This window comes from Streptomyces sp. NWU339, from assembly GCF_003143855.1.
GTDB lineage: Bacteria > Actinomycetota > Actinomycetes > Streptomycetales > Streptomycetaceae > Streptomyces.
This window is the reverse complement of record NZ_QFRK01000001.1, coordinates 244,159-263,159: the sequence shown is the minus strand read 5'-3', so window position 1 is coordinate 263,159 and position 19,001 is coordinate 244,159. Positions and strand designations below refer to the sequence as shown.

General features: G+C 68.5%; 15 protein-coding genes, 1 tRNA gene and 1 pseudogene. 9 read left to right on the top strand and 8 right to left on the bottom strand.

Going from position 1 to position 19,001, the window contains the following annotated elements; all coding sequences use genetic code 11:
• Positions 1-65: 65 nt before the first annotated feature.
• A pseudogene (locus DIZ27_RS01205) lies at positions 66-209 on the bottom strand (DUF397 domain-containing protein); the annotation flags it as partial.
• 208 nt (positions 210-417) lie between these two features.
• Between DIZ27_RS01205 and DIZ27_RS01200 the strand changes: the two are divergent.
• Entirely contained in the window at positions 418-1,614 is a 1,197-nt protein-coding gene (locus DIZ27_RS01200; RefSeq protein ID WP_146228894.1) for a PIN domain-containing protein, read from the top strand.
• A 40-nt stretch (positions 1,615-1,654) separates the two neighbouring features.
• Here the strand turns inward: DIZ27_RS01200 and DIZ27_RS01195 are convergent, their stop codons facing one another.
• On the bottom strand, positions 1,655-2,197 hold the full coding sequence (locus tag DIZ27_RS01195; protein WP_258308176.1) for a hypothetical protein: 543 nt from the start codon (positions 2,195-2,197) through the stop codon (positions 1,655-1,657).
• 343 nt (positions 2,198-2,540) lie between these two features.
• On the opposite strand from DIZ27_RS01195, the gene DIZ27_RS48665 reads away from it, so the two are divergent.
• The gene (locus tag DIZ27_RS48665) at positions 2,541-2,987 is read left to right on the top strand and encodes an NUDIX hydrolase (protein WP_375231924.1); all 447 of its coding nucleotides are present in this window, start codon (positions 2,541-2,543) and stop codon (positions 2,985-2,987) included.
• Positions 2,988-3,011: 24 nt separating this feature from the next.
• Here the strand turns inward: DIZ27_RS48665 and DIZ27_RS01190 are convergent, their stop codons facing one another.
• Positions 3,012-3,779, bottom strand: a complete 768-nt coding sequence (locus DIZ27_RS01190; RefSeq protein ID WP_181383327.1) for an IclR family transcriptional regulator — start codon at positions 3,777-3,779, stop codon at positions 3,012-3,014.
• Between the two features lie 278 nt (positions 3,780-4,057).
• Here DIZ27_RS01190 and DIZ27_RS01185 point away from each other — a divergent pair, with 278 nt between their 5' ends.
• Complete coding sequence (locus tag DIZ27_RS01185) at positions 4,058-4,579, top strand: hypothetical protein (RefSeq protein ID WP_109376364.1); 522 nt, start codon at positions 4,058-4,060, stop codon at positions 4,577-4,579.
• A 211-nt stretch (positions 4,580-4,790) separates the two neighbouring features.
• On the opposite strand, the gene DIZ27_RS01180 is transcribed toward DIZ27_RS01185, so the two are convergent.
• Positions 4,791-5,111, bottom strand: a complete 321-nt coding sequence (locus tag DIZ27_RS01180; protein ID WP_109376363.1) for a helix-turn-helix transcriptional regulator — start codon at positions 5,109-5,111, stop codon at positions 4,791-4,793.
• Positions 5,112-5,132: 21 nt separating this feature from the next.
• On the opposite strand from DIZ27_RS01180, the gene DIZ27_RS01175 reads away from it, so the two are divergent.
• Both DIZ27_RS01175 and DIZ27_RS01170 read left to right on the top strand, forming a co-directional pair.
• A complete protein-coding gene (locus tag DIZ27_RS01175; protein WP_146228893.1) occupies positions 5,133-6,137 on the top strand; it encodes a hypothetical protein in 1,005 nt (334 codons plus the stop codon).
• The gene (locus DIZ27_RS01170; RefSeq protein ID WP_146228892.1) at positions 6,134-8,035 is read left to right on the top strand and encodes a hypothetical protein; all 1,902 of its coding nucleotides are present in this window, start codon (positions 6,134-6,136) and stop codon (positions 8,033-8,035) included. Before DIZ27_RS01175 ends, DIZ27_RS01170 begins: the two co-directional genes overlap by 4 nt.
• 245 nt (positions 8,036-8,280) lie before the next feature.
• Here DIZ27_RS01170 and DIZ27_RS01165 read toward each other — a convergent pair.
• From DIZ27_RS01165 to sucC, 4 genes are all read right to left on the bottom strand, one after another.
• A tRNA-Leu gene (locus DIZ27_RS01165) sits at positions 8,281-8,365 on the bottom strand.
• 131 nt (positions 8,366-8,496) lie between these two features.
• Entirely contained in the window at positions 8,497-10,047 is a 1,551-nt protein-coding gene (locus DIZ27_RS01160) for an aldehyde dehydrogenase family protein (RefSeq protein ID WP_109376360.1), read from the bottom strand.
• Positions 10,048-10,123: 76 nt separating this feature from the next.
• Positions 10,124-11,008 carry a succinate--CoA ligase subunit alpha gene (gene sucD, locus DIZ27_RS01155; protein WP_109376359.1) on the bottom strand — a complete coding sequence of 295 codons (885 nt, stop codon included), beginning with the start codon at positions 11,006-11,008 and terminating at the stop codon, positions 10,124-10,126.
• A gap of 11 nt (positions 11,009-11,019) precedes the next feature.
• Entirely contained in the window at positions 11,020-12,150 is a 1,131-nt protein-coding gene (sucC, locus tag DIZ27_RS01150; RefSeq protein ID WP_109376358.1) for an ADP-forming succinate--CoA ligase subunit beta, read from the bottom strand.
• 214 nt (positions 12,151-12,364) lie between these two features.
• Between sucC and DIZ27_RS01145 the strand changes: the two genes are divergently transcribed.
• The 4 genes from DIZ27_RS01145 to DIZ27_RS01130 all read left to right on the top strand — a co-directional run bounded on the left by DIZ27_RS01145 (position 12,365) and on the right by DIZ27_RS01130 (position 19,001).
• Positions 12,365-14,047, top strand: a complete 1,683-nt coding sequence (locus tag DIZ27_RS01145) for a thiamine pyrophosphate-binding protein (RefSeq protein ID WP_109376653.1) — start codon at positions 12,365-12,367, stop codon at positions 14,045-14,047.
• An 11-nt stretch (positions 14,048-14,058) separates the two neighbouring features.
• Positions 14,059-15,291, top strand: a complete 1,233-nt coding sequence (frc, locus tag DIZ27_RS01140) for a formyl-CoA transferase (RefSeq protein WP_109376357.1) — start codon at positions 14,059-14,061, stop codon at positions 15,289-15,291.
• A gap of 4 nt (positions 15,292-15,295) precedes the next feature.
• Positions 15,296-17,497, top strand: a complete 2,202-nt coding sequence (locus DIZ27_RS01135) for an acetate--CoA ligase family protein (protein ID WP_258308175.1) — start codon at positions 15,296-15,298, stop codon at positions 17,495-17,497.
• Positions 17,498-17,615: 118 nt separating this feature from the next.
• Positions 17,616-19,001 (top strand): OFA family MFS transporter, encoded by a 1,386-nt coding sequence (locus DIZ27_RS01130; RefSeq protein ID WP_109376356.1) that lies wholly within the window; start codon positions 17,616-17,618, stop codon positions 18,999-19,001.

The window sequence follows — 19,001 nt, the reverse complement described above, 5'->3', positions numbered from 1 at the left end:
GGTGCGAGGGCGGATGGCACCGCTCCCGCACCACTCCGGTCATCACCCGTCTACGCCTACACCGCTCAAACCTCCGCCACGAACCCCACGAACCGCGACCACCCCTCGCGCCCCACCGCGGAATGAGGGCGCGTCACGTCCTTGGAATCCCGTACGTAGACGGCCTGTCCAGTGAGGGCGACCTCGACGCAGCTGTCGCCCTGGGTGCCAACGGGCGTTGACGGGGAATCTCAGTTGTTCGCGACGCCGCGCCGTTGAAAACGCTAAGGTCACGTCGGATGCGCTGGCGTAGGGGACCCGGCGCGCGATGTAGGCGGGGTGGCTGTGGCGAGTGACACGACGACCGGCGAGAGCGGTCGTGGAATCTTCGAGGACTTCGGCGCCTATCGGACCCCGACGACGGCGGACTTCACCGCCGTGCTGACGGACGGATTGGTCGCCCCCGACGCGAACGTGCTGCTGAATCTCTACCGGTACACGGAGCAGGCACGGACCGACCTTCTCGGGGCACTCGGCGCTCTCGGAGACCGACTGTGGGTTCCGCACCAGGTCGTCGACGAGTTCTGGCGGAACAGGGAAAGTGTCATCAGCGAAGCGCGATCGACAAGCAAGAGCGCTTCCCAGGAGATGAGCGGCCACGCCGGGACGGCGGTGCAGACCCTACGCACCTGGGCCAACCGAGTGGCCCTGAGCGACGAGGACTTGGCAGACCTCCGCGACCGGCTGATGGATGTCTTCGGCGAGGTGCAGAAGAAGATCACCGAGGTCGGTGAAGGTGAATGGCAGAACATCACTCATGACACCAGCACCGATCCGGTGATCGCCGGGCTGGAGCGTGCACTGGCTGGCCGTGTCGGCACGCCCTTCAGCCCCGAGGAACGTGCCGAACTCACCGAAGAGGGCAAGGAGCGCGTCAAGAAGCGCGTTCCGCCCGGTTACATGGATGCCAAGAAGGACGACGATGGAGCGGTCGGCGACTTCTTCGTGTGGGAAGAGCTTCTTCGTGCGGCGTCCGAGCGCCGGAGCGACGTCCTTTTCGTGACGGCGGATGCCAAGGAAGACTGGTGGCGGAAGGAGCACGGTTACAACCGGGGTCCTCGCCCGGAGCTGACCGCGGAACTCCGGAGGCGGGGCGGAGGCCGGCTGTTCCTGCTGTCGCCGAGACAGTTCCTGGAAGTAGCCGCCCCCATCCTGCAACTCAGTCTCCAAGCCGGCTCCGTCGAGGACATCGAGCGGGTGGAACGCATTGAGGCCGAGCCCGCCCAGGGCGGTTGGACCACCGCTGCGATCGAGGCGCTCTTCAACGGCCTCTCATACGAGGGTTACGGCAATCGCGTAGACGTCATCCGCTACGCGGCCGAGCTGGACGGCCGCATCGAGGCGTCGTCCGTGTACGACATCTGTGATTACGACGACGAGCGTAGTCTGAGGGGCTTCACCAGACCCATCAAGCGAATCAGCGGAAATCTGATGGAGCAGGGGGTCATCCCGGACTCGGCAGTGCCGGTTCTCACCGCCGAGTATGAGAACGGCCCCGGCCGTGCTTCCGGCTTCAAGGTTCCACCTCTCCTCGTCCCGTTGATCAACGACTTGGCGGACAACGACGAGCATTAGGCTCGACCCTGTAGAGGATCACGGCGCTCCGGCCGCCGGGTCAGGCCGATGCCGGCTCCCAACGGTAGCCCTCAACTGCCTTGCCGTAGGGAAACAACAGCGGTTCCAACTCTGTACGCAACAAGTCGGCGTCCCCCGGCGGCAGAGTCAGCAACGCCCTGCGCATGCGGACGCTCCAGGTGGCCGGATCAGGGAACACGGAAAGCCGCGGCACAAGATCACGCAGAACCAGCCCCTCGCGGAACCGAGCCAGGCCGGACACCTCCAGGCGGCAACCTTCGGTGAAGGTGCGCTCTCCGAAGACGACCGGAACCTGCAGAACTCCCACGGGGCCAACGACCCGGGCCCGGCCGATGACGCGCCCGATATCGCGTGTCGGGTTCCTGAAGCAGCCCCGCGTGGTGTAGAGGAAGGCCTCGTCGCCTTCCTCCAGGACCTGAGCCGTCTTGGAACGCCTCGCGGGGAAGGCCATCTGCTGGGCGGTCACCACCCAGCTCAGTGCGGCACGGTCACTGATGATCAGCAGGTGTGTCGACGGCACGCCGATCAGGATACCCAGGCGGCAGCCTGTCGCACCTGTCACTCCACCTCGACACCTTTCGACTAATGGTCTTCTTGGTCGTGGCGCATACGGGCTCGGCGCCCAGGCTGTCGCGAGCGCCTCACTGGGAGAGCAGTGTATGAGCAGGACGGGGCTTCCGCGACTGCCCGGTGCAGGCTTCCTCCCCCAGGGAGAGCCATCCCGTCGCTGATGCGCATGCCGGAGCCCACAAGCCGACTAAGTTCTCCAGCTCATCCACGATAAGACCCTCGTCGACACGGGGTAAAAACTGGCCGGTTAAGCGGCCGCATGTCAGGATCGGACCGTGCCTGTTTTCCTGGACGCTGCCGAGAGTTCGGGGCGCCCTGCCGTGCCGCCTCCCAGGATGCGGCGGGTGGTGTTCGTCGCGGTGCTGAGCTCGGACGGGCGGCTTGCCCTGGTGGCAGACGACCTGTCTGGAGCTCTTCCCCGATGGGTACTCCCTTCAGGATCCGCCCGAGCCACAGAAACCTACCGTGAGGCGGCAGTGCGCGTACTCCGCGATGCGGTCGGCGCAGTGCCGGTGCGCGGGGGCGCCGTTGAAGGATGCCGTTGGGCTCAGGTACCTGCGCCCGTAGGCCGGGGCCGTCGAGAGGCGCACGTGTTCATCTTTCGTCTCGCTGCGGCTGGAGATCCGCCGGAGCATCTGCCATGGAGGGGAGCGACACGCTGGGCGGGGCCTGAGCAGTGGCAGGAGTTGTGCACACGGTGCGACCTGCCAGATGTGGATGTGCTGTTGACGGGATACCTGGAGGGGTGGATCCCGGACGGGCGAATCACGTTGGGGCCTTGAGTCCCGGCACCTCGGCGCCCGCTGTCACTCTGCCCTGGCAATCGTGGTGGCGGTCTCCTGCAGGGCCGTAGCAACCGCTGGCATGTCCTGTTCACGCAGGCGCACGGCAGGGGCGTGCACGGAGATCGCGGCGAGTGGTTCCCCGATGCGGTTGCGGATGGCCACGCCTACGCCATGCAGGTCGTGTGCGCTTTCCTCGAGGTCTGCCGCCCATCCCCGGACTCTGACTTCCTCCAACTCCACCTCAAGCAGAGGCCACTCAGTGATGCTTCCTGCCGCCGTGGCAGGGAGCGCGGCCGGGAGTGCCGCGCGTACATCTGCCGGGTCGCGCAGTGCGAGCAGGGCCTTGCCCGCCGCTGTGACGTGGGCGGGGAGATCCTGTCCGAGCGGAACGCTGACGCGCAGGACATGCCGGCACTCGACTCCGTCAAGCAGTCGGACGACGGCCGCATCCAGGGAATACAGGCACACCGTCTCCTGCAGCTTCTCGGAGAGCTCCTCCAAGGGTCTGCGAGCCTGTCGTCGGACGTCCAGCTGGGCGATCGCGGCCAGTCCCATGCGCACGAGCTGCGGCCCCGCTGAGTATCCGCGCTGGCCCGGATCGTGGCGCAGGAAACCCGTGCGCTGCAGGGTGACCAGGATGCGGTGTGCGGTGGAACGTGAGATACCGAGCTCCCGGGCGGTTTCGGTAACACCGATTTCCCCCCGGTCATACGCCAGGACGAGAACATCCAGGGCCTTCGTCACCGACGCCAAGGCCTCCGTCGCCGACAGATGCTTGCCATCCACCATGAAGGAACCGTAACGCTCAAACGCTCCCGGAGACCGGGAGCTTCGACAGAATCCACACGTCAGAATTCTGTGGTGGCACGCCTCACCGTTCCGGTGCGGCATCGCACGAACCCAGCGAGCCAACTCTGCGCCAAGACAGGTCGAGTCCTGCGCTAACCCCGACCGGACTTGCCGTGCTTGAGCGCACTGCTGACCGTTTGATAGCGCCTCACAGGAACTGCGTGCGTGCCACAGTGTGCCGTCCCTACACTGGCAGCGGCCTTCCTCAGGAGTTCACTATGGCGGGATACCGGACCAGCGCACCTGCGCCAGACAAGGGTGTCTACATCGGCCTGGCCCGGCATGCCGTGGAGGAATTGATCACTTCACTGCGAAGCGAGTTGGCCACGTTGGAAGCTGTGTACGCGATGATGTGCCAGGGCGACGAATCCACCGATATCCGCGAAGAGCGGCCGGACACTGGCGACGCCCCGGCAACCGCCCAGCCTTCCCGGGAGGATCCGTCTGAAGTTTCTGTCGCCGACGAGGATCCTTCGTCAGAAGGGGTGCGCCTGGGCTCTGGTACTCGGCCCCTGGGGCCGCCGCGTAACGGAAGCATGCGTGATGCGATCCTCACACTCCTGTGCGCCGCCCAAGAGGCAATGTCCATCACCGATATCGCGGCGGCGGTGCGCCCGGGCGCGGACGCGACGGTCCGCTCATCCGTAGGCAAAACCCTCAACCGCATGAAGCAACTTGGTGAGGTGGAAAACGTAGCACCGGGAATGTTCCGGGCCGTGCTGTCATCCCGGGCTGCTTGATCCATCTGAGCGCGGCCCCAACCCAACAAGCAGGCCTCCCTCGATTATCGGTCGAGGGAGGCCGCCCAAACGCGCGAACGGACGCTTCTCCTACCACGGTTCCGGTCCGTCGCGCACGCTCACTTTAGCGCTCCCACCGGTGGCGCTATAGGGAGTCTGCGCCATTCCGCGCTTGAGCGTGCACGACTGACCTCAAACAGACAATTGGGGATCAGTCATGAGCACATTGGGTCGCATTCGATCCGGGCCAGAGCGCCAGGCCCAGGGCGCGCTCCAGTCGGCAGACCGTCAGGACATCCGGCCAGGTGGCTCCCGCCAGCAGATCGCCGATGGTCTGTCTGCCGACGTTGCTCTGGGCGGCCAGTGCGCGCAGCGAGAGCTCCGGCCTCTCACGCAGGGCGGCGGCGAGGCGGCGGGCAATCGTTTGGACGACTGCCGCGGCGGGCTCCCCGGCGATTTGGGCATCCGGCCACTCCTCCGGATCGACGGCGTAGCTCCATGGCGGCGCCGTGCGCGCTCGGCCTCCGGTCATAAAGATGCATTCCTTCAGATCGTGATCGACACTGACATCAGCGGCCGGTTAACCGGCCGCATGTCATGGGCCTTGCGCTTGGAGGTGTCTGTGTCGAATCGCCTGCTGGCCTACGCACCGAAGACGGAGACGGTGCCGCCCGCCCAGTGGCGCCGCATCGCGCCGGTCGTCCGCTCGCTGGGATTCCTGGCCGTCGCAGCGGGGCCCTACGGCCCGGACGTAATCATGACGCCGCTCACACGGCTGGTCGCCTGGGCCGAAGCCCAGGGCCTCCCGCTCGAACCCTCGGTACTCCTTGACCAGAGCACCGTCGAACGGTTCATCCTCGTCGGCTGCCGCGACATGGCCGCCAACAGCCGCCGAACCTGCAACAGCCAACTGCGCCGGGCCTCCGAAGCCCTCCTGCTGGATCAACTCGGACAGCACGCGCCAATCCGGCTGAAGGCCACCGCGACCCCGGTGGCCCCCTACCCGCCGGCGGAAGTCGCCCACTGGCTGATCTGGGCGCAGAGCCTGCCCACCCCGGCCCAGCGGCGCAACGCCTGCCTGCTGTTCTGTCTCGGCGTCGGCTGCGGACTCGCCGTTGAGGATCTTGTGTACGTTCAGGGGCAGGATATCCTCGCGGGCCCCACCGGCCGGGCACTGGTCAAGGTGCACGGGCGCCGTCCGCGCACTGTCGTATGCCGGTACGCCTACGAAGAACTGCTGCTGGCGGAAGCCGCCCACATCCCGGCAGACGCGTACGCCTTCCGGCCGGACTGGCAGGACCGCACCAGCAAGCACATCGCATCGGACTGGCTGGCCAAGTACCCGCGGATCATCGGCCGTTGTGACGGTGCAGTGCTGCAGACCCAACGGCTGCGTACGACCTGGCTCGTCGATCTGCTGAATGCAGGTATTCCGCTGAAGGTGATCCTCAAAGCGTCGGGACTCGGGACCCTGCACAGCCTGTCGCGCTACCTCGTCTTCCTCCACGACGTGCCCGAAGCGGAGGCATCCGATCTGTTGCGGGGGGCGGCGGCATGAGCAGGAAGAACCCGGAGAACAAACCCTGCCGGCGTACCGGCCTCGCCCTACGCCCTGCACCGCAGGCCCCCGGCCGTACCCTCAGCGACCGCGTTGTGAGCCAGGTCTTCGACCTCGTGCGCCACAGCGGAGCACTGGAACGCCTTCCCTCCAACGAGCACCGGCCAGGCCCGAAGGGCTTCCCGTTCCGCACAGTGCTGATCGGCCTGATCCTGTCGCAGTACATGGGAAAGAGCGCGAACATCGACGACGCGTGGGAGACACTCTTCTTCGCACTGTCTCCAGGGTCCAAAGCCCTCCTTGACGTCCCCGACGTCGACCTGCACATCCCCGAGGGCGCAACCCGAGAAGAGATCGACCGCGTCGCACACCACCAGTACGCGACGTCGAAGCGCGTCTACCGGTCCTGGGCCTCGATGACCCGGCGCCTCGACCCGGCACCACACGACCGCCGCAAGCGGCTGTCGCTCAGCGAGGCCAAGAAGATCCGACGGAAGTGGAATGCCCGCGCCAACCAGGACATCGTGCGCAATCTGGAAGCCATCGCCCAGGATCTGATCCTCGCTCCGGTCATGGCTTCCTACCGGCGCGGCGACTTCGCTCAGTGGCCTGGCCACGTCGCGGTCGACGACACTCCGGTTCCGGTCTGGGGCAAAGAGCCGGACTACCACCAGGACCGGGCCTCGCTTGAGATCACCGCCGGGATGTACGTGAAGGGAGGAACGCAGAAGAAGTCGGGGCCCAGCGACAAAGCTGCGGCCTCCACGAACACTGGCACCCGGCGCGGCACGACGAACAAGCCGGCGACTCGCAAGACCAAGTCGGCACAGGAGAAGAAGGCCAAGACGCTGGAGAAGAGAGAGTTCCGCTACGCCATGATGGCCGCGTTTCCGGGCCATGGCCATGGCGACCTCGCCGGCGCCTACCCCGCGGTCTGCCTCGGCATGATCCTCCACACCCCGGGCACCGAACCCGGACCGGCCGCCCTGCGCGCCATCCAGCCGGCATTCGAACGAGGCCTGGTCAAAGACCTGTTCTGCGCCGACCGGGGCATCACCCAGGCCAAGCCTCACAACCTGCATCTGCAGCTGCTCAAACTCGGCCTCAACACGGTGAAGCACTACAACGACGACAAGGTCGACCGGCAGGGGGAGTTCCGCGGCATGCAGCTGGTTGGCGGCGAGTTCTACTGCCCGCTGATGCCCACCCCGCTCGTCACCGCGGGCACCGCATACATCGACAGCCGCACGGCCGAGGACCGCGCCCACGCACTCAACTTGATCCAGTCCCGGAAGGACTACCAGGCCAAGATCAAGGAGTACGGGCCCGCCGGGGACCAGCGCCGGCAGTGCCCCGCCCTCGGGTCGCACGCCACGGTCACGTGCTACCGCCGGCCCCAGCCACGCGCGTCCACCGTCGTCGACCTCGACGCCCCCACAGTCCGTACCCCGGCAGCCCTGCCCACCATTCCCAGGCCCAAGCGGGACACCCGCGACTACCCCGACATCTGCCGGGGAAAGAGCATCACCGTGCCGGGCATCGTGTTGGCCAAGTGGCGGCAGAAATACCCCCTGTTCACCCCTCTGTGGCAGGAAGCCTGGTCCGGACTGCGCAGTCAGAACGAGGGCGGCAACGGCAACCTCAAGAAGTCCGCCCTCGACAGCATCGACGATCCCCAGCTCCGCCTGCCGCACGGACGCGTCGCACAGACCCTGCTCAATGCCGTCATCATCTTCGTGGCGAACCTCAGAGCCATCCGACGGTTCCTCCGCGACCAGGGCATCCAGCCCCGCAAAGCCAGCACACAGAGCGCCGCAACCCAACCCGATGAGCCCTCCAATGCACCCCAGGCACGACCGCTTCCGACCGAGCAGGTCGAGCCTCCGCCACGCGAGTGACACACCCACGCCGCGCTCCGCCCCCTGAAAACCCCACATGCCTGCGCCACGGCTACCGGCCGTCGCGCAGGCATGTTCTGTTTCCGCAGGTGAGAGGCGCAGCACCTGGACCGCCACCGCCCCACCCCCTCACCGAGCCGATCACGAGACTCGATGGCCCCAGGAACGACGAAATACCGGCGAGTAACATGACTCGGCCGGTAATTCGTGAACGCTTCGGGACGATCTCGTGAACGTCCCGCGAGTGTCCGAGGGGGGACTTGAACCCCCACGCCCGATAAAGGGCACTAGCACCTCAAGCTAGCGCGTCTGCCATTCCGCCACCCGGACCAGGTGTGTGCCGCCTTGTCAGGGGCGTTCCCCTCGGCGACGTGGACAACCATACCAAGGTTTCGCAGTGCCTTTCACCTGCGTTTCCGTGCCCGGACAGGGGTCCGGACCTGCCCGGGGCACGGGGCTCGTCAGGGCATGAGGTGGTACTCCGGGAAGTTGCCCGGCAGCCGCTCCTCCGCCGGGCCCTGCGTCACGGCGCGGACCAGCAGCTCGCCGCCGACGAAGGCGCCGCGCCAGGAGGCGCCGAACCCGCCGAACAGTTCGTCCCGGTCACCGCGGGAGCGCGGGGTGCCGTGGCCGACCTTGAAGGCACGGATCTGCGGGGCGAGCCGGTCGTAGGTGGCCCGGTCGTCCGTGGACAGCGTGGCCACCAGCGCGCCGTTGGACGCGTTCATGGCGGCCAGCAGTTCCGCCTCGGTGTCGACCAGGACGATCGTGTCGACCGGCCCGAACGGCTCCGCGTGGTACAGCGGCGACGACGGGGGCGGGTCCAGCAGCGTGACGGGCTGGACGTACGCCGAGGTGTCCTGGCCGGGCAGGAAGCGGGCGTCCGCCTCGTCGCCGTGGTGCAGCGGTACGGCGCCGCGCTCGACGGCCTCGGCGACCTGGTCGCGCAGCTCCTTCGCCTTGGCCGCGTTGATCACCGGCCCGAAGTCCAGCCGCGGGTGGGGGTCGTCGGGGTGCTCCACGGCGAGCGGGTGACCGATCCTGAGCGTGCGCACCGCGGGGAGGTACGCGGCCAGGAACTCGTCGAAGAGCTGTCGCTGGACGACGAAGCGCGGATACGCCGTGCAGCGCTGCTTGCCGTAGTCGAAGAGCTTGGGGACGACCGCCGCGAGCGCGTCCCAGTCCGAGTGGTTCCAGATGCCCCAGGTGTTGAGTCCCTCCTGTTCGAGGATGTGCCGCTTGCCGAGGTCGGCGACGGCCGTGGCCACCGCCGCGCCGGTGTCGCGACCGCCGACGAAGGAGACGCAGCCGATCTCGGGCGCCCGCACCAGCGCCTCGGACAGCTCGCCCCCGCTGCCACTGACGAGGGTGACGGGGATCCCCTCGCGAACGGCGAGCGCCGAGGCCAGGGTCAGGCAGGCGACGCCGCCGTCGGTCGGGGTCTTGGCGATGACCGCGTTGCCCGCCAGTGCCTGGACCAGCATGGCGTGGACGAGCACGCTCATCGGGTAGTTCCAGCTCGCGATGTTGGACACCGGCCCGTCCAGCGGGGCCCGGCCGGCGACCATGGCGTCGATGCCGTCGACGTACCAGCGCACGCCGTCGATGGCCCGGTCGACGTCCGCCTGGGCGAGCCGCCAGGGTTTGCCGATCTCCCAGACGAGGAGGAGGGCGAGCAGTTCACGGTGTTCGATGAGGGCGTCCAGGGTGGCGGCGACGCGGGCGCGGCGTTCCGGCAGCGGGACGTGCCGCCAGGCGCGGTGCTGGTCGAGCGCGGCGCGTACGGCGTCCTGGGCGGTGGCCCGGTCCAGGCGCGGCGGGCCGACGACGGGGCTGCCGTCGACGGGGCTGACGGCGGGCAGCGTGCTGCCGTCAGCCTGCCAGGCGGCGTTCCAGAGGTTGAGGACGCGGTCGTCCCGGAAGGCCTCGGGGGCGACGGCGAGGCAGCGTTGCCAGGCGTCGGTCCAGGAGGTGCCGGCTTTGAGGGTGAGGGTGGGTGTGGTGGATGCCATGCGGTTCGCTCCGCTCTCGGTGCACGGTCGAGAGAAGGGGGCCGTGGGGCCGCCCTTGGCTGGGGTTCGCTCTGGTTCACCGTCCTGCTTCGAGGACGGCGAGTACGTGTCGTGCCGTTTCCGTGGGTGTGCCACCCACCCGGACGCCGACGGCTTCCAGGGCGTCCTGCTTCGCCTGTGCCGTGCCCGAGGAGCCGGAGACGATCGCGCCCGCATGGCCCATGGTACGGCCCTCCGGTGCGGTGAAGCCCGCGATGTAGGCGACGACCGGCTTGGTGACGTGCTCGCCGATGTAGGCGGCCGCGCGTTCCTCGGCGTCGCCACCGATCTCTCCGATGAGGACGATGACGTCGGTGTCGGGGTCGTCCTGGAAGGCGGCGAGGCAGTCGATGTGGGTGGTGCCGACGACGGGGTCGCCGCCGATGCCGACGCAGGTCGAGAAGCCGATGTCCCGCAGCTCGTACATGAGCTGGTAGGTGAGCGTGCCGGACTTGGAGACCAGTCCGATGCGGCCCGGCTTGGTGATGTCGGCGGGGATGATGCCGGCGTTGGACTGTCCGGGGGTGATCAGGCCGGGGCAGTTGGGGCCGATGACCCGGGTGCCCTTCCGCCGTGCGTACGTGGTGAAGGCGACGGAGTCGTGGACGGGGATGCCCTCGGTGATGACGACGGCGAGGCCGATGCCGGCGTCGGCCGCCTCCAGGACGGCGGCCTTGGCGTGGGCGGGCGGTACGAAGACGACCGTGACGTCGGCTCCGGTCGCCCGCATGCCATCGGCGACCGACCCGAAGACGGGCACCGCGCGGTCGTCGAAGTCGACGCTCCGGCCGGCTTTGCGCGGGTTGACTCCGCCGACGACGTTCGTGCCGGCGGCGAGCATCCGCCGGGTGTGCTTCATGCCCTCGCCGCCGGTCATGCCCTGGACGAGGACCTTGCTCTCCTTGGTGAGGTGGATCGCCATGTCCCGTCTCCTCAGGCTGTGGTGGCGAGTCGGGCCGCGCGGTTCGCAGCGCCGTCCATCGTGGTGGCCTGTTCGACCAGCGGGTGGGCGCGATCGTCCAGGATGGCGCGGCCCCGGGCCGCGTTGTTGCCGTCGAGGCGTACGACGAGCGGTTTGGTCAGCCGGACGGTGTCCAGGGCGCGGACGATGCCGTTGGCCACCGCGTCGCAGGCGGTGATGCCGCCGAAGACGTTGACGAAGACGGATTTCACGGCCGGGTCGGAGAGGATGACGGACAGTCCGTCCGACATGATCTGCGCCGACGCCCCGCCGCCGATGTCGAGGAAGTTGGCGGGGCGGGCTCCGCAGCCGGCGACGACGTCGAGGGTCGACATGACCAGGCCGGCGCCGTTGCCGATGATGCCGACCTCGCCGTCCAGTTTGACGTAGTTGAGGCCCTTCGCCGCCGCGGCCGCCTCCAGCGGGTCGTCGTGGGCCGAGTCCTCCGCTCCCCACCGGGCCTGCCGGAAGCGGGCGTTGTCGTCGAGGGTGACCTTGCCGTCGAGGGCCATGATCCGTCCGTCGCGCGTGCGGACGAGCGGATTGACCTCGACGAGCAGGGCGTCCTCGCGGACGAGGACCTCCCAGAGCCGGACGAGGACGTCGACGGTCTGCGGCGGGAGGCCCGCCGCCTCGGCGATGCGGGCCGCGGTCGCCGAGGTGACGCCCTCGGCAGGATCGACGGGGATGCGCGCGACGGCCTCGGGGCGGGTGGCGGCGACCTCCTCGATGTCCATGCCGCCCTCGGCGGAGACGATGGCGAGGAAGCGGCCGGCGGCGCGGTCGAGGACGTAGGAGACGTAGAACTCGTCCTCGATCTCCACGGGCTGGGCCAGCATGACCTTGCCGACCGTGTGCCCCTTGATGTCCATGCCGAGGATCTGGCGCGCCGTCAGTTCGGCGGCGGCCGGGTCGGCGGCGATCTTCACTCCGCCCGCCTTGCCGCGTCCGCCGGTCTTGACCTGCGCCTTGACGACGACGCGGCCGCCGAGCCGGCGGGCGATCAAGCGGGCTTCCTTGGGCGCGTCGGTGACCTCGGCCTTCGGCACCACGATGCCGTGTTCCTCGAAGAGTTGCCTTGCCTGGTGTTCGTACAGGTCCATCTCGGCTCCTGTCTGCGAAGTCGCCGGAAGGTCGCTGGGAGAAGCCGGAGTCCGGCGGGGGAAAAGTGCCGCACACCCCCTGGACACCACTCATGGGATGCGGGATAACAAGCTTCATACAGTATTCGTCGACTGTATGCAATGTACTGCGAGAGCGGTACGCGAGCAGTACGCGAGAGCGTTCCCACCCCCTATGAAGGGACAGGACTTCGCCATGCCCGACGACACACAGGACCTGATCTCCGGCGGTCACCTCGTCGCCAAGGCCCTCAAGGCCGAGGGCGTCGACCGCATCTACACGCTGTGCGGCGGCCACATCATCGACATCTACGACGGCTGCGTGGACGAGGGCATCGAGGTCGTCGACGTACGTCACGAACAAGTGGCCGCGCACGCGGCCGACGGCTACGCACGGATCACCGGCAAGCCCGGCTGCGCGGTCGTCACCGCGGGCCCCGGCACCACCGACGCCGTCACCGGTGTCGCCAACGCCTTCCGCGCCGAGTCGCCGATGCTGCTGATCGGCGGTCAGGGAGCCCTGACCCAGCACAAGATGGGGTCCCTGCAGGACCTGCCGCACGTCGACATGATGAACCCCATCACCAAGTTCGCGGCGACCGTGCCGGACACGGCGCGCGCGGCGGACATGGTGTCGATGGCCTACCGCGAGTGCTACCACGGCGCGCCCGGCCCCTCCTTCCTGGAGATCCCGCGCGACGTACTGGACGCCAAGGTCCCGGCGTCCACGGCACGCGTGCCGCGGCAGGGCGCCTACCGCGCCTCGACGCGCTCGGCCGGCGACCCCGAGGCCGTCGAGAAGCTCGCCGACCTGCTGACCCACGCCGAGAAGCCGGCGATCCTGCTCGGCAGCCAGGTGTGGACCACCCGGGGCACCGAGGCGGCCACCGAACTCGTCCGCACCCTCAACATCCCCGCGTACATGAACGGCGCGGGACGCGGCACCCTGCCGCCCGGCGACCCGCACCACTTCCAGCTGTCGCGCCGGTACGCCTTCTCCAACGCCGACGTCATCGTGATCGTCGGCACACCCTTCGACTTCCGCATGGGCTACGGCAAGCGGCTCTCCCCCACCGCGACCGTCGTGCAGATCGACCTCGACTACCGCACCGTCGGCAAGAACCGCGACATCGACCTCGGCATCGTCGGTGACGCGGGGCTGGTGCTGAAGTCGGTGACCGAGGCGGTGTCCGGAAGGATCAACGGCGGCGCCTCCAGGCGCAAGGAGTGGCTGGACGAGCTGCGTGCGGCCGAGCAGACCGCGCTGGAGAAGCGGCTGCCGCAGCTCAGGTCGGACGCCTCGCCCATCCACCCCTACCGGCTGGTCAGCGAGATCAACGACTTCCTCACCGAGGACTCGATCTACATCGGGGACGGCGGCGACATCGTCACCTTCTCCGGGCAGGTCGTCCAGCCCAAGTCGCCCGGCCACTGGATGGACCCGGGCCCGCTGGGCACCCTCGGCGTCGGTGTCCCCTTCGTGCTCGCGGCCAAGCAGGCGCGGCCCGACAAGGAGGTCGTCGCCCTCTTCGGCGACGGCGCCTTCTCCCTGACCGGCTGGGACTTCGAGACCCTCGTCCGCTACGACCTGCCCTTCGTCGGCATCGTCGGCAACAACTCCTCGATGAACCAGATCCGTTACGGCCAGGCCGCCAAGTACGGCAAGGAGCGGGAGCGGATCGGCAACACCCTCGGCGACGTCCCGTACGACCAGTTCGCGCGGATGCTGGGCGGTCACGGCGAGGAGGTCCGCGACCCCGCCGACATCGGCCCCGCGCTGCGCCGGGCCCGCGAGTCGGGCAAGCCGTCCCTGATCAACGTCTGGGTGGACCCGGACGCGTACGCCCCCGGAACCATGAACCAGACGATGTACAAGTGAGGTGCACGCCCATGACCGCCAAGGCACTTGACGGCATCCGCGTCCTGGACATGACGCATGTCCAGTCCGGGCCCTCCGCGACCCAGCTGCTGGCCTGGCTCGGCGCGGACGTCGTCAAACTGGAGGCCCCGACCGGGGACATCACGCGCAAGCAGCTGCGCGACCTCCCGGACGTCGACTCCCTCTACTTCACGATGCTCAACTGCAACAAGCGGAGCATCACCCTCAACACCAAGACCGAGCGCGGCAAGGAGATCCTCACCGAGCTGATCCGGCGCTCGGACGTCATGGTCGAGAACTTCGGGCCGGGTGCCGTCGACCGGATGGGCTTCACCTGGGACCGCATCAAGGAGATCAATCCACGGATCGTCTACGCCTCCATCAAGGGGTTCGGCGAGGGCCCGTACACCGGCTTCAAGGCGTACGAGGTCGTCGCGCAGGCCATGGGCGGGTCTATGTCGACCACCGGTTTCGAGGACGGACCGCCGCTGGCGACGGGGGCCCAGATCGGGGACTCGGGCACGGGCATCCACGTGGTGGCGGGCATCCTCGCCGCGCTGTTCCAACGGGAGCACACCGGGCGCGGGCAGCGGGTGAACGTGGCCATGCAGCACGCGGTGCTCAACCTCTGCCGGGTGAAGCTGCGCGACCAGCAGCGCCTGACCCACGGTCCGCTCGCCGAATATCCCAACGAGGACTTCGGCGACGAGGTTCCCCGGTCCGGAAACGCCTCCGGCGGGGGGCAGCCCGGCTGGGCGGTCAAGTGCGCGCCGGGCGGGCCGAACGACTACGTGTACGTCATCGTGCAGCCCGTCGGCTGGAAGCCGATCAGTGAGCTGATCGGCCGGCCGGAGCTGGCCGAGGACCCCGAGTGGGCGACACCGGAGGCGCGGTTGCCCCAGCTCAACAAGATGTTCCAGCTGATCGAGGAGTGGTCCTCGACGCTGCCCAAGTGGGAGGTGCTGGAGCGGCTGAACGCGCACAACATCCCGTGCGGGCCGATCCTGTCCACCAAGGAGATCATCGAGGACCCCTCGCTGGCCGCGAACGAGATGGTCGTCACCGTCCCGCACCCCGAGCGCGGCGAGTTCGTCACCGTCGGCAGCCCGCTGAAGCTCTCCGACTCCCCCGTCGACGTGGTCGCCTCCCCGCTGCTCGGCGAGCACAACGAAGAGGTGTTCGTCGGCGAGCTCGGGATCGGCGACGAGGAACTGCGTCTGCTCAAGTCGAACGGAGTGATCTGACGTGATGGCCGAGGACCGCACGCTCCGGGTGCGCGCGCTGCTCGACGCGGTGCGCGCCGACGGGCGCACCGCCCTCACCGCGCCCGAGGGCAAGGTGCTGGCGGACGCGTACGGGATCGCCGTACCGGGTGAGGAGCTGGCGACGGACGTCGAGGAGGCCGTGGCGTACGCGGCACGGTTCGGCGGGCCCGTCGTGATGAAGATCGTCTCACCGGACATCCTGCACAAGACCGACGCCGGCGGTGTGATCGTCGGTGTGGAGGGCTCGGCCGATGTGCGGGCGGCGTTCTGCCGGATCGTGGAGAACGCGCGCGCCTACGACCCCGCCGCCCGGATCGACGGTGTGCAGGTGCAGGAGCTGCTGCCGCAGGGGCAGGAGGTCATCGTCGGCGCGGTCACCGATCCGACGTTCGGGAAGGTGGTGGCGTTCGGTCTCGGCGGGGTGCTCGTCGAGGTGCTCAAGGACGTCACCTTCCGGCTCGCGCCGGTGGAGGCCGACGAGGCGCTGTCGATGCTGGACTCGATCCGGTCGGCGGAGATCCTGCGCGGGGTGCGCGGCCAGGCGGGCGTGGACCGGTGGGCGGTCGCCGAGCAGATCCGCCGGGTGTCGGAACTCGTCACGGACTTCCCGGAGATCGCCGAGGTGGACCTCAACCCGGTGATCGCCACCCCGGACGGGGCCGTCGCCGCGGACATCCGCGTGATCCTGTCCACCGAGCCGCCCAGGGAGCGCCGCCAGTACTCGCGCGAGGAGATCCTGACCTCGATGCGGCGGCTGATGCAGCCGCGTTCGGTGGCCGTGATCGGCGCCTCCAACGAGGCGGGCAAGATCGGCAACTCGGTGATGCGCAACCTCGTCGACGGCGGTTTCGCCGGGGAGATCCATCCGGTGAACCCCAAGGCCGATGACATTCTGGGCCGCAAGGCGTACAAGAGTGTCACGGACGTCCCCGGTGAGGTGGATGTGGCGGTCTTCGCGATCCCCGCCAAGTTCGTGGCCGCGGCGCTGGAGGAGGTGGGGCGCAAGAAGATCCCGAACGCCGTCCTCATCCCCTCCGGGTTCGCCGAGACCGGTGAGCACGAACTCCAGGACGAGATCGTGGCGATCGCCGAGCGGAACGGCATCCGGCTGCTCGGGCCCAACATCTACGGCTACTACTCGACCTGGCAGGACCTGTGCGCCACGTTCTGCACGCCGTACGACGTCAAGGGCGGGGTCGCGCTGACCTCCCAGTCGGGCGGCATCGGGATGGCCATCCTGGGCTTCGCCCGCACCACCAGGACGGGTGTGTCGGCGATCGTCGGGCTGGGCAACAAGTCGGACCTGGACGAGGACGACCTGCTGACCTGGTTCGGGGAGGACCCGCGCACCGACTGCATCGCCATGCACCTGGAGGACCTCAAGGACGGGCGGGCGTTCGTGCGGGCCGCGCGGGAGACCGTGCCGAAGAAGCCGGTCGTGGTGCTGAAGGCGGGGCGTACGGCGGCGGGCGCGAAGGCCGCGGGCTCGCACACCGGCGCCCTGGCGGGTGACGACGCCGTGTACGACGACATCCTGCGGCAGGCCGGCGTGATCCGCGCGCCGGGCCTGAACGACATGCTCGAGTACGCGCGCGCGTTGCCGGTGCTGCCCACCCCGAAGGGCGACAACGTCGTGATCATCACGGGGGCGGGCGGCAGCGGGGTGCTGCTGTCGGACGCGGTGACGGACAACGGGCTGTCGCTGATGGAGATCCCGCCGGATCTGGACGCGGCGTTCCGGGCGTTCATCCCGCCGTTCGGGGCGGCCGGCAACCCGGTGGACATCACCGGGGGCGAGCCGCCGTCGACGTACGAGGCGACGATCCGGCTGGGTCTCGAGGACCCGCGCATCCACGCGCTGGTCCTCGGTTACTGGCACACGATCGTCACGCCTCCCATGGTGTTCGCCGAGCTCACCGCGCGGGTGGTGGCCGAGTTCCGCGAACGGGGTGTCGAGAAGCCGGTGGTGGCGTCGCTCGCGGGTGACGTGGAGGTCGAGGAGGCGTGCCAGTACCTCTTCGAGCGGGGGGTCGTGGCGTACCCGTACACGACCGAGCAGCCGGTGGCCGTGCTCGGCGCGAAGTACCGCTGGGCGCGTGCGGCGTCAAAGCTGGGGGCCGAAGGCCCCTCCGACAGGGCGGTGGCGGGCGACGGGCGGGATGTTGGGGGGCGGTTCATGAGGTGAGTGAACCGGGGGGCCGGCCGACGGTGCGCGTCGGCCGGCCCCGGGACCCGAACGCGCACGAAAGGCATTGGACAGGGGGCGCTGGCCAGAACTTTCGACGCAAGGGGTGCAACACGACATGACAACGACTGATCTACGCAATTCGGTTCCCTACCGGGAGGTGACGGACGCGAACGGACGCGTCTACCGCCTCGGTGAGACCGACGTCGACATCATGGGCCGCAAACGCAAGTGGATGGTCATCCTGCCGTGGGTCGGCATGATGGGCATCAGCTCGGCTGAGTACGCGTTCGCGTCGGCCGAGGACACCCTGCACACGGCTCACTCGTGGAGCAGCGCGCACATCTTCTGGATGCTGGGGGTCTGGGTCTTCTTCCAGGCGGCGGTGGCCTTCCCGGCGGGCAAGCTGCGGGAGAGCGGCCGACTGCCGGCCCGCTGGGCGATGATGTTCGGTGCGGTCGGGACGCTGCTGGGCTATCTCTCGCTCGCCTTCGCACCGCATGTGATCGTCGCGTACATCGGCTTCGGCATGTTCAGCGGCATGGGCGCCGGCATGGTGTACGCGACCTGCGTGAACATGGTCGCCAAGTGGTATCCGGAGCGCAAGGGCGGCAAGACCGGCTTCGTGAACGGCGGTTTCGCCTACGGTTCGGTGCCGTTCGTCTTCATCTTCACCGGCTTCATGGACCTCACCAACTTCCGGTGGGTGCTGGTCTCCGTGGGTGTGTTCCTGGCCGGTGTGGTGGCGGTGTCCGGCTACTTCTTCAAGGACCCGCCGAAGAACTGGTGGCCGGCCGACATCGATCCGCTGAAGAAGCCGACCGACGCACGCACCCGGCGCGCGCTGGAGAAGAACCCGCCGGCCGTGCACCAGTACACCCCCATGGAGGCGTGGCGCACCGGCCGGGTGGCGCTGATGTGGTTCTGCCTGCTGTGCACCTCGGGCGTGAACATCTTCGGCATCGCCTTCCAGGTGCCCTTCGGCAACGAAGCGGGCTTCGCCGGAGGCATCGTGGCGACCGCCATGTCCCTGAAGGCGATCGTCAACGGCACCGGCCGCGGGGTCATCGGCTGGCTCTCCGACCGGTACGGCCGCAAGCAGTGCCTGATCTTCGTCTGCATCGTCCTCGGACTGTCCCAGTACGGCATCCTGGTCTCCGGGAACATCGGGAACCTGCCGCTGTTCCTGCTGTTCTCGTCCATCTCCGGCTTCGGCGGCGGTGCCATCTTCCCGATGTTCGCGGCGATGACCGCCGACTACTTCGGTGAGAACAACAACGCCTCCAACTACGGCCTGGTCTACTCCTCGAAGCTGGTCTCCGGTCTGCTCGGGTCCGGTATGGGTGCCGTCGTGGTGGGCGCGTGGGACTACGCGGGCGCGTTCATCCTCGCCGGCTCGATCTCCCTGTTCGCCGGTTTCGTGGCCCTGTTCCTGCACCCCCCGGGCCGGCCGAAGGCCCGCATCACCCCGAACCCGCGGCCGCTCGGTGACGAGACTGCGTGA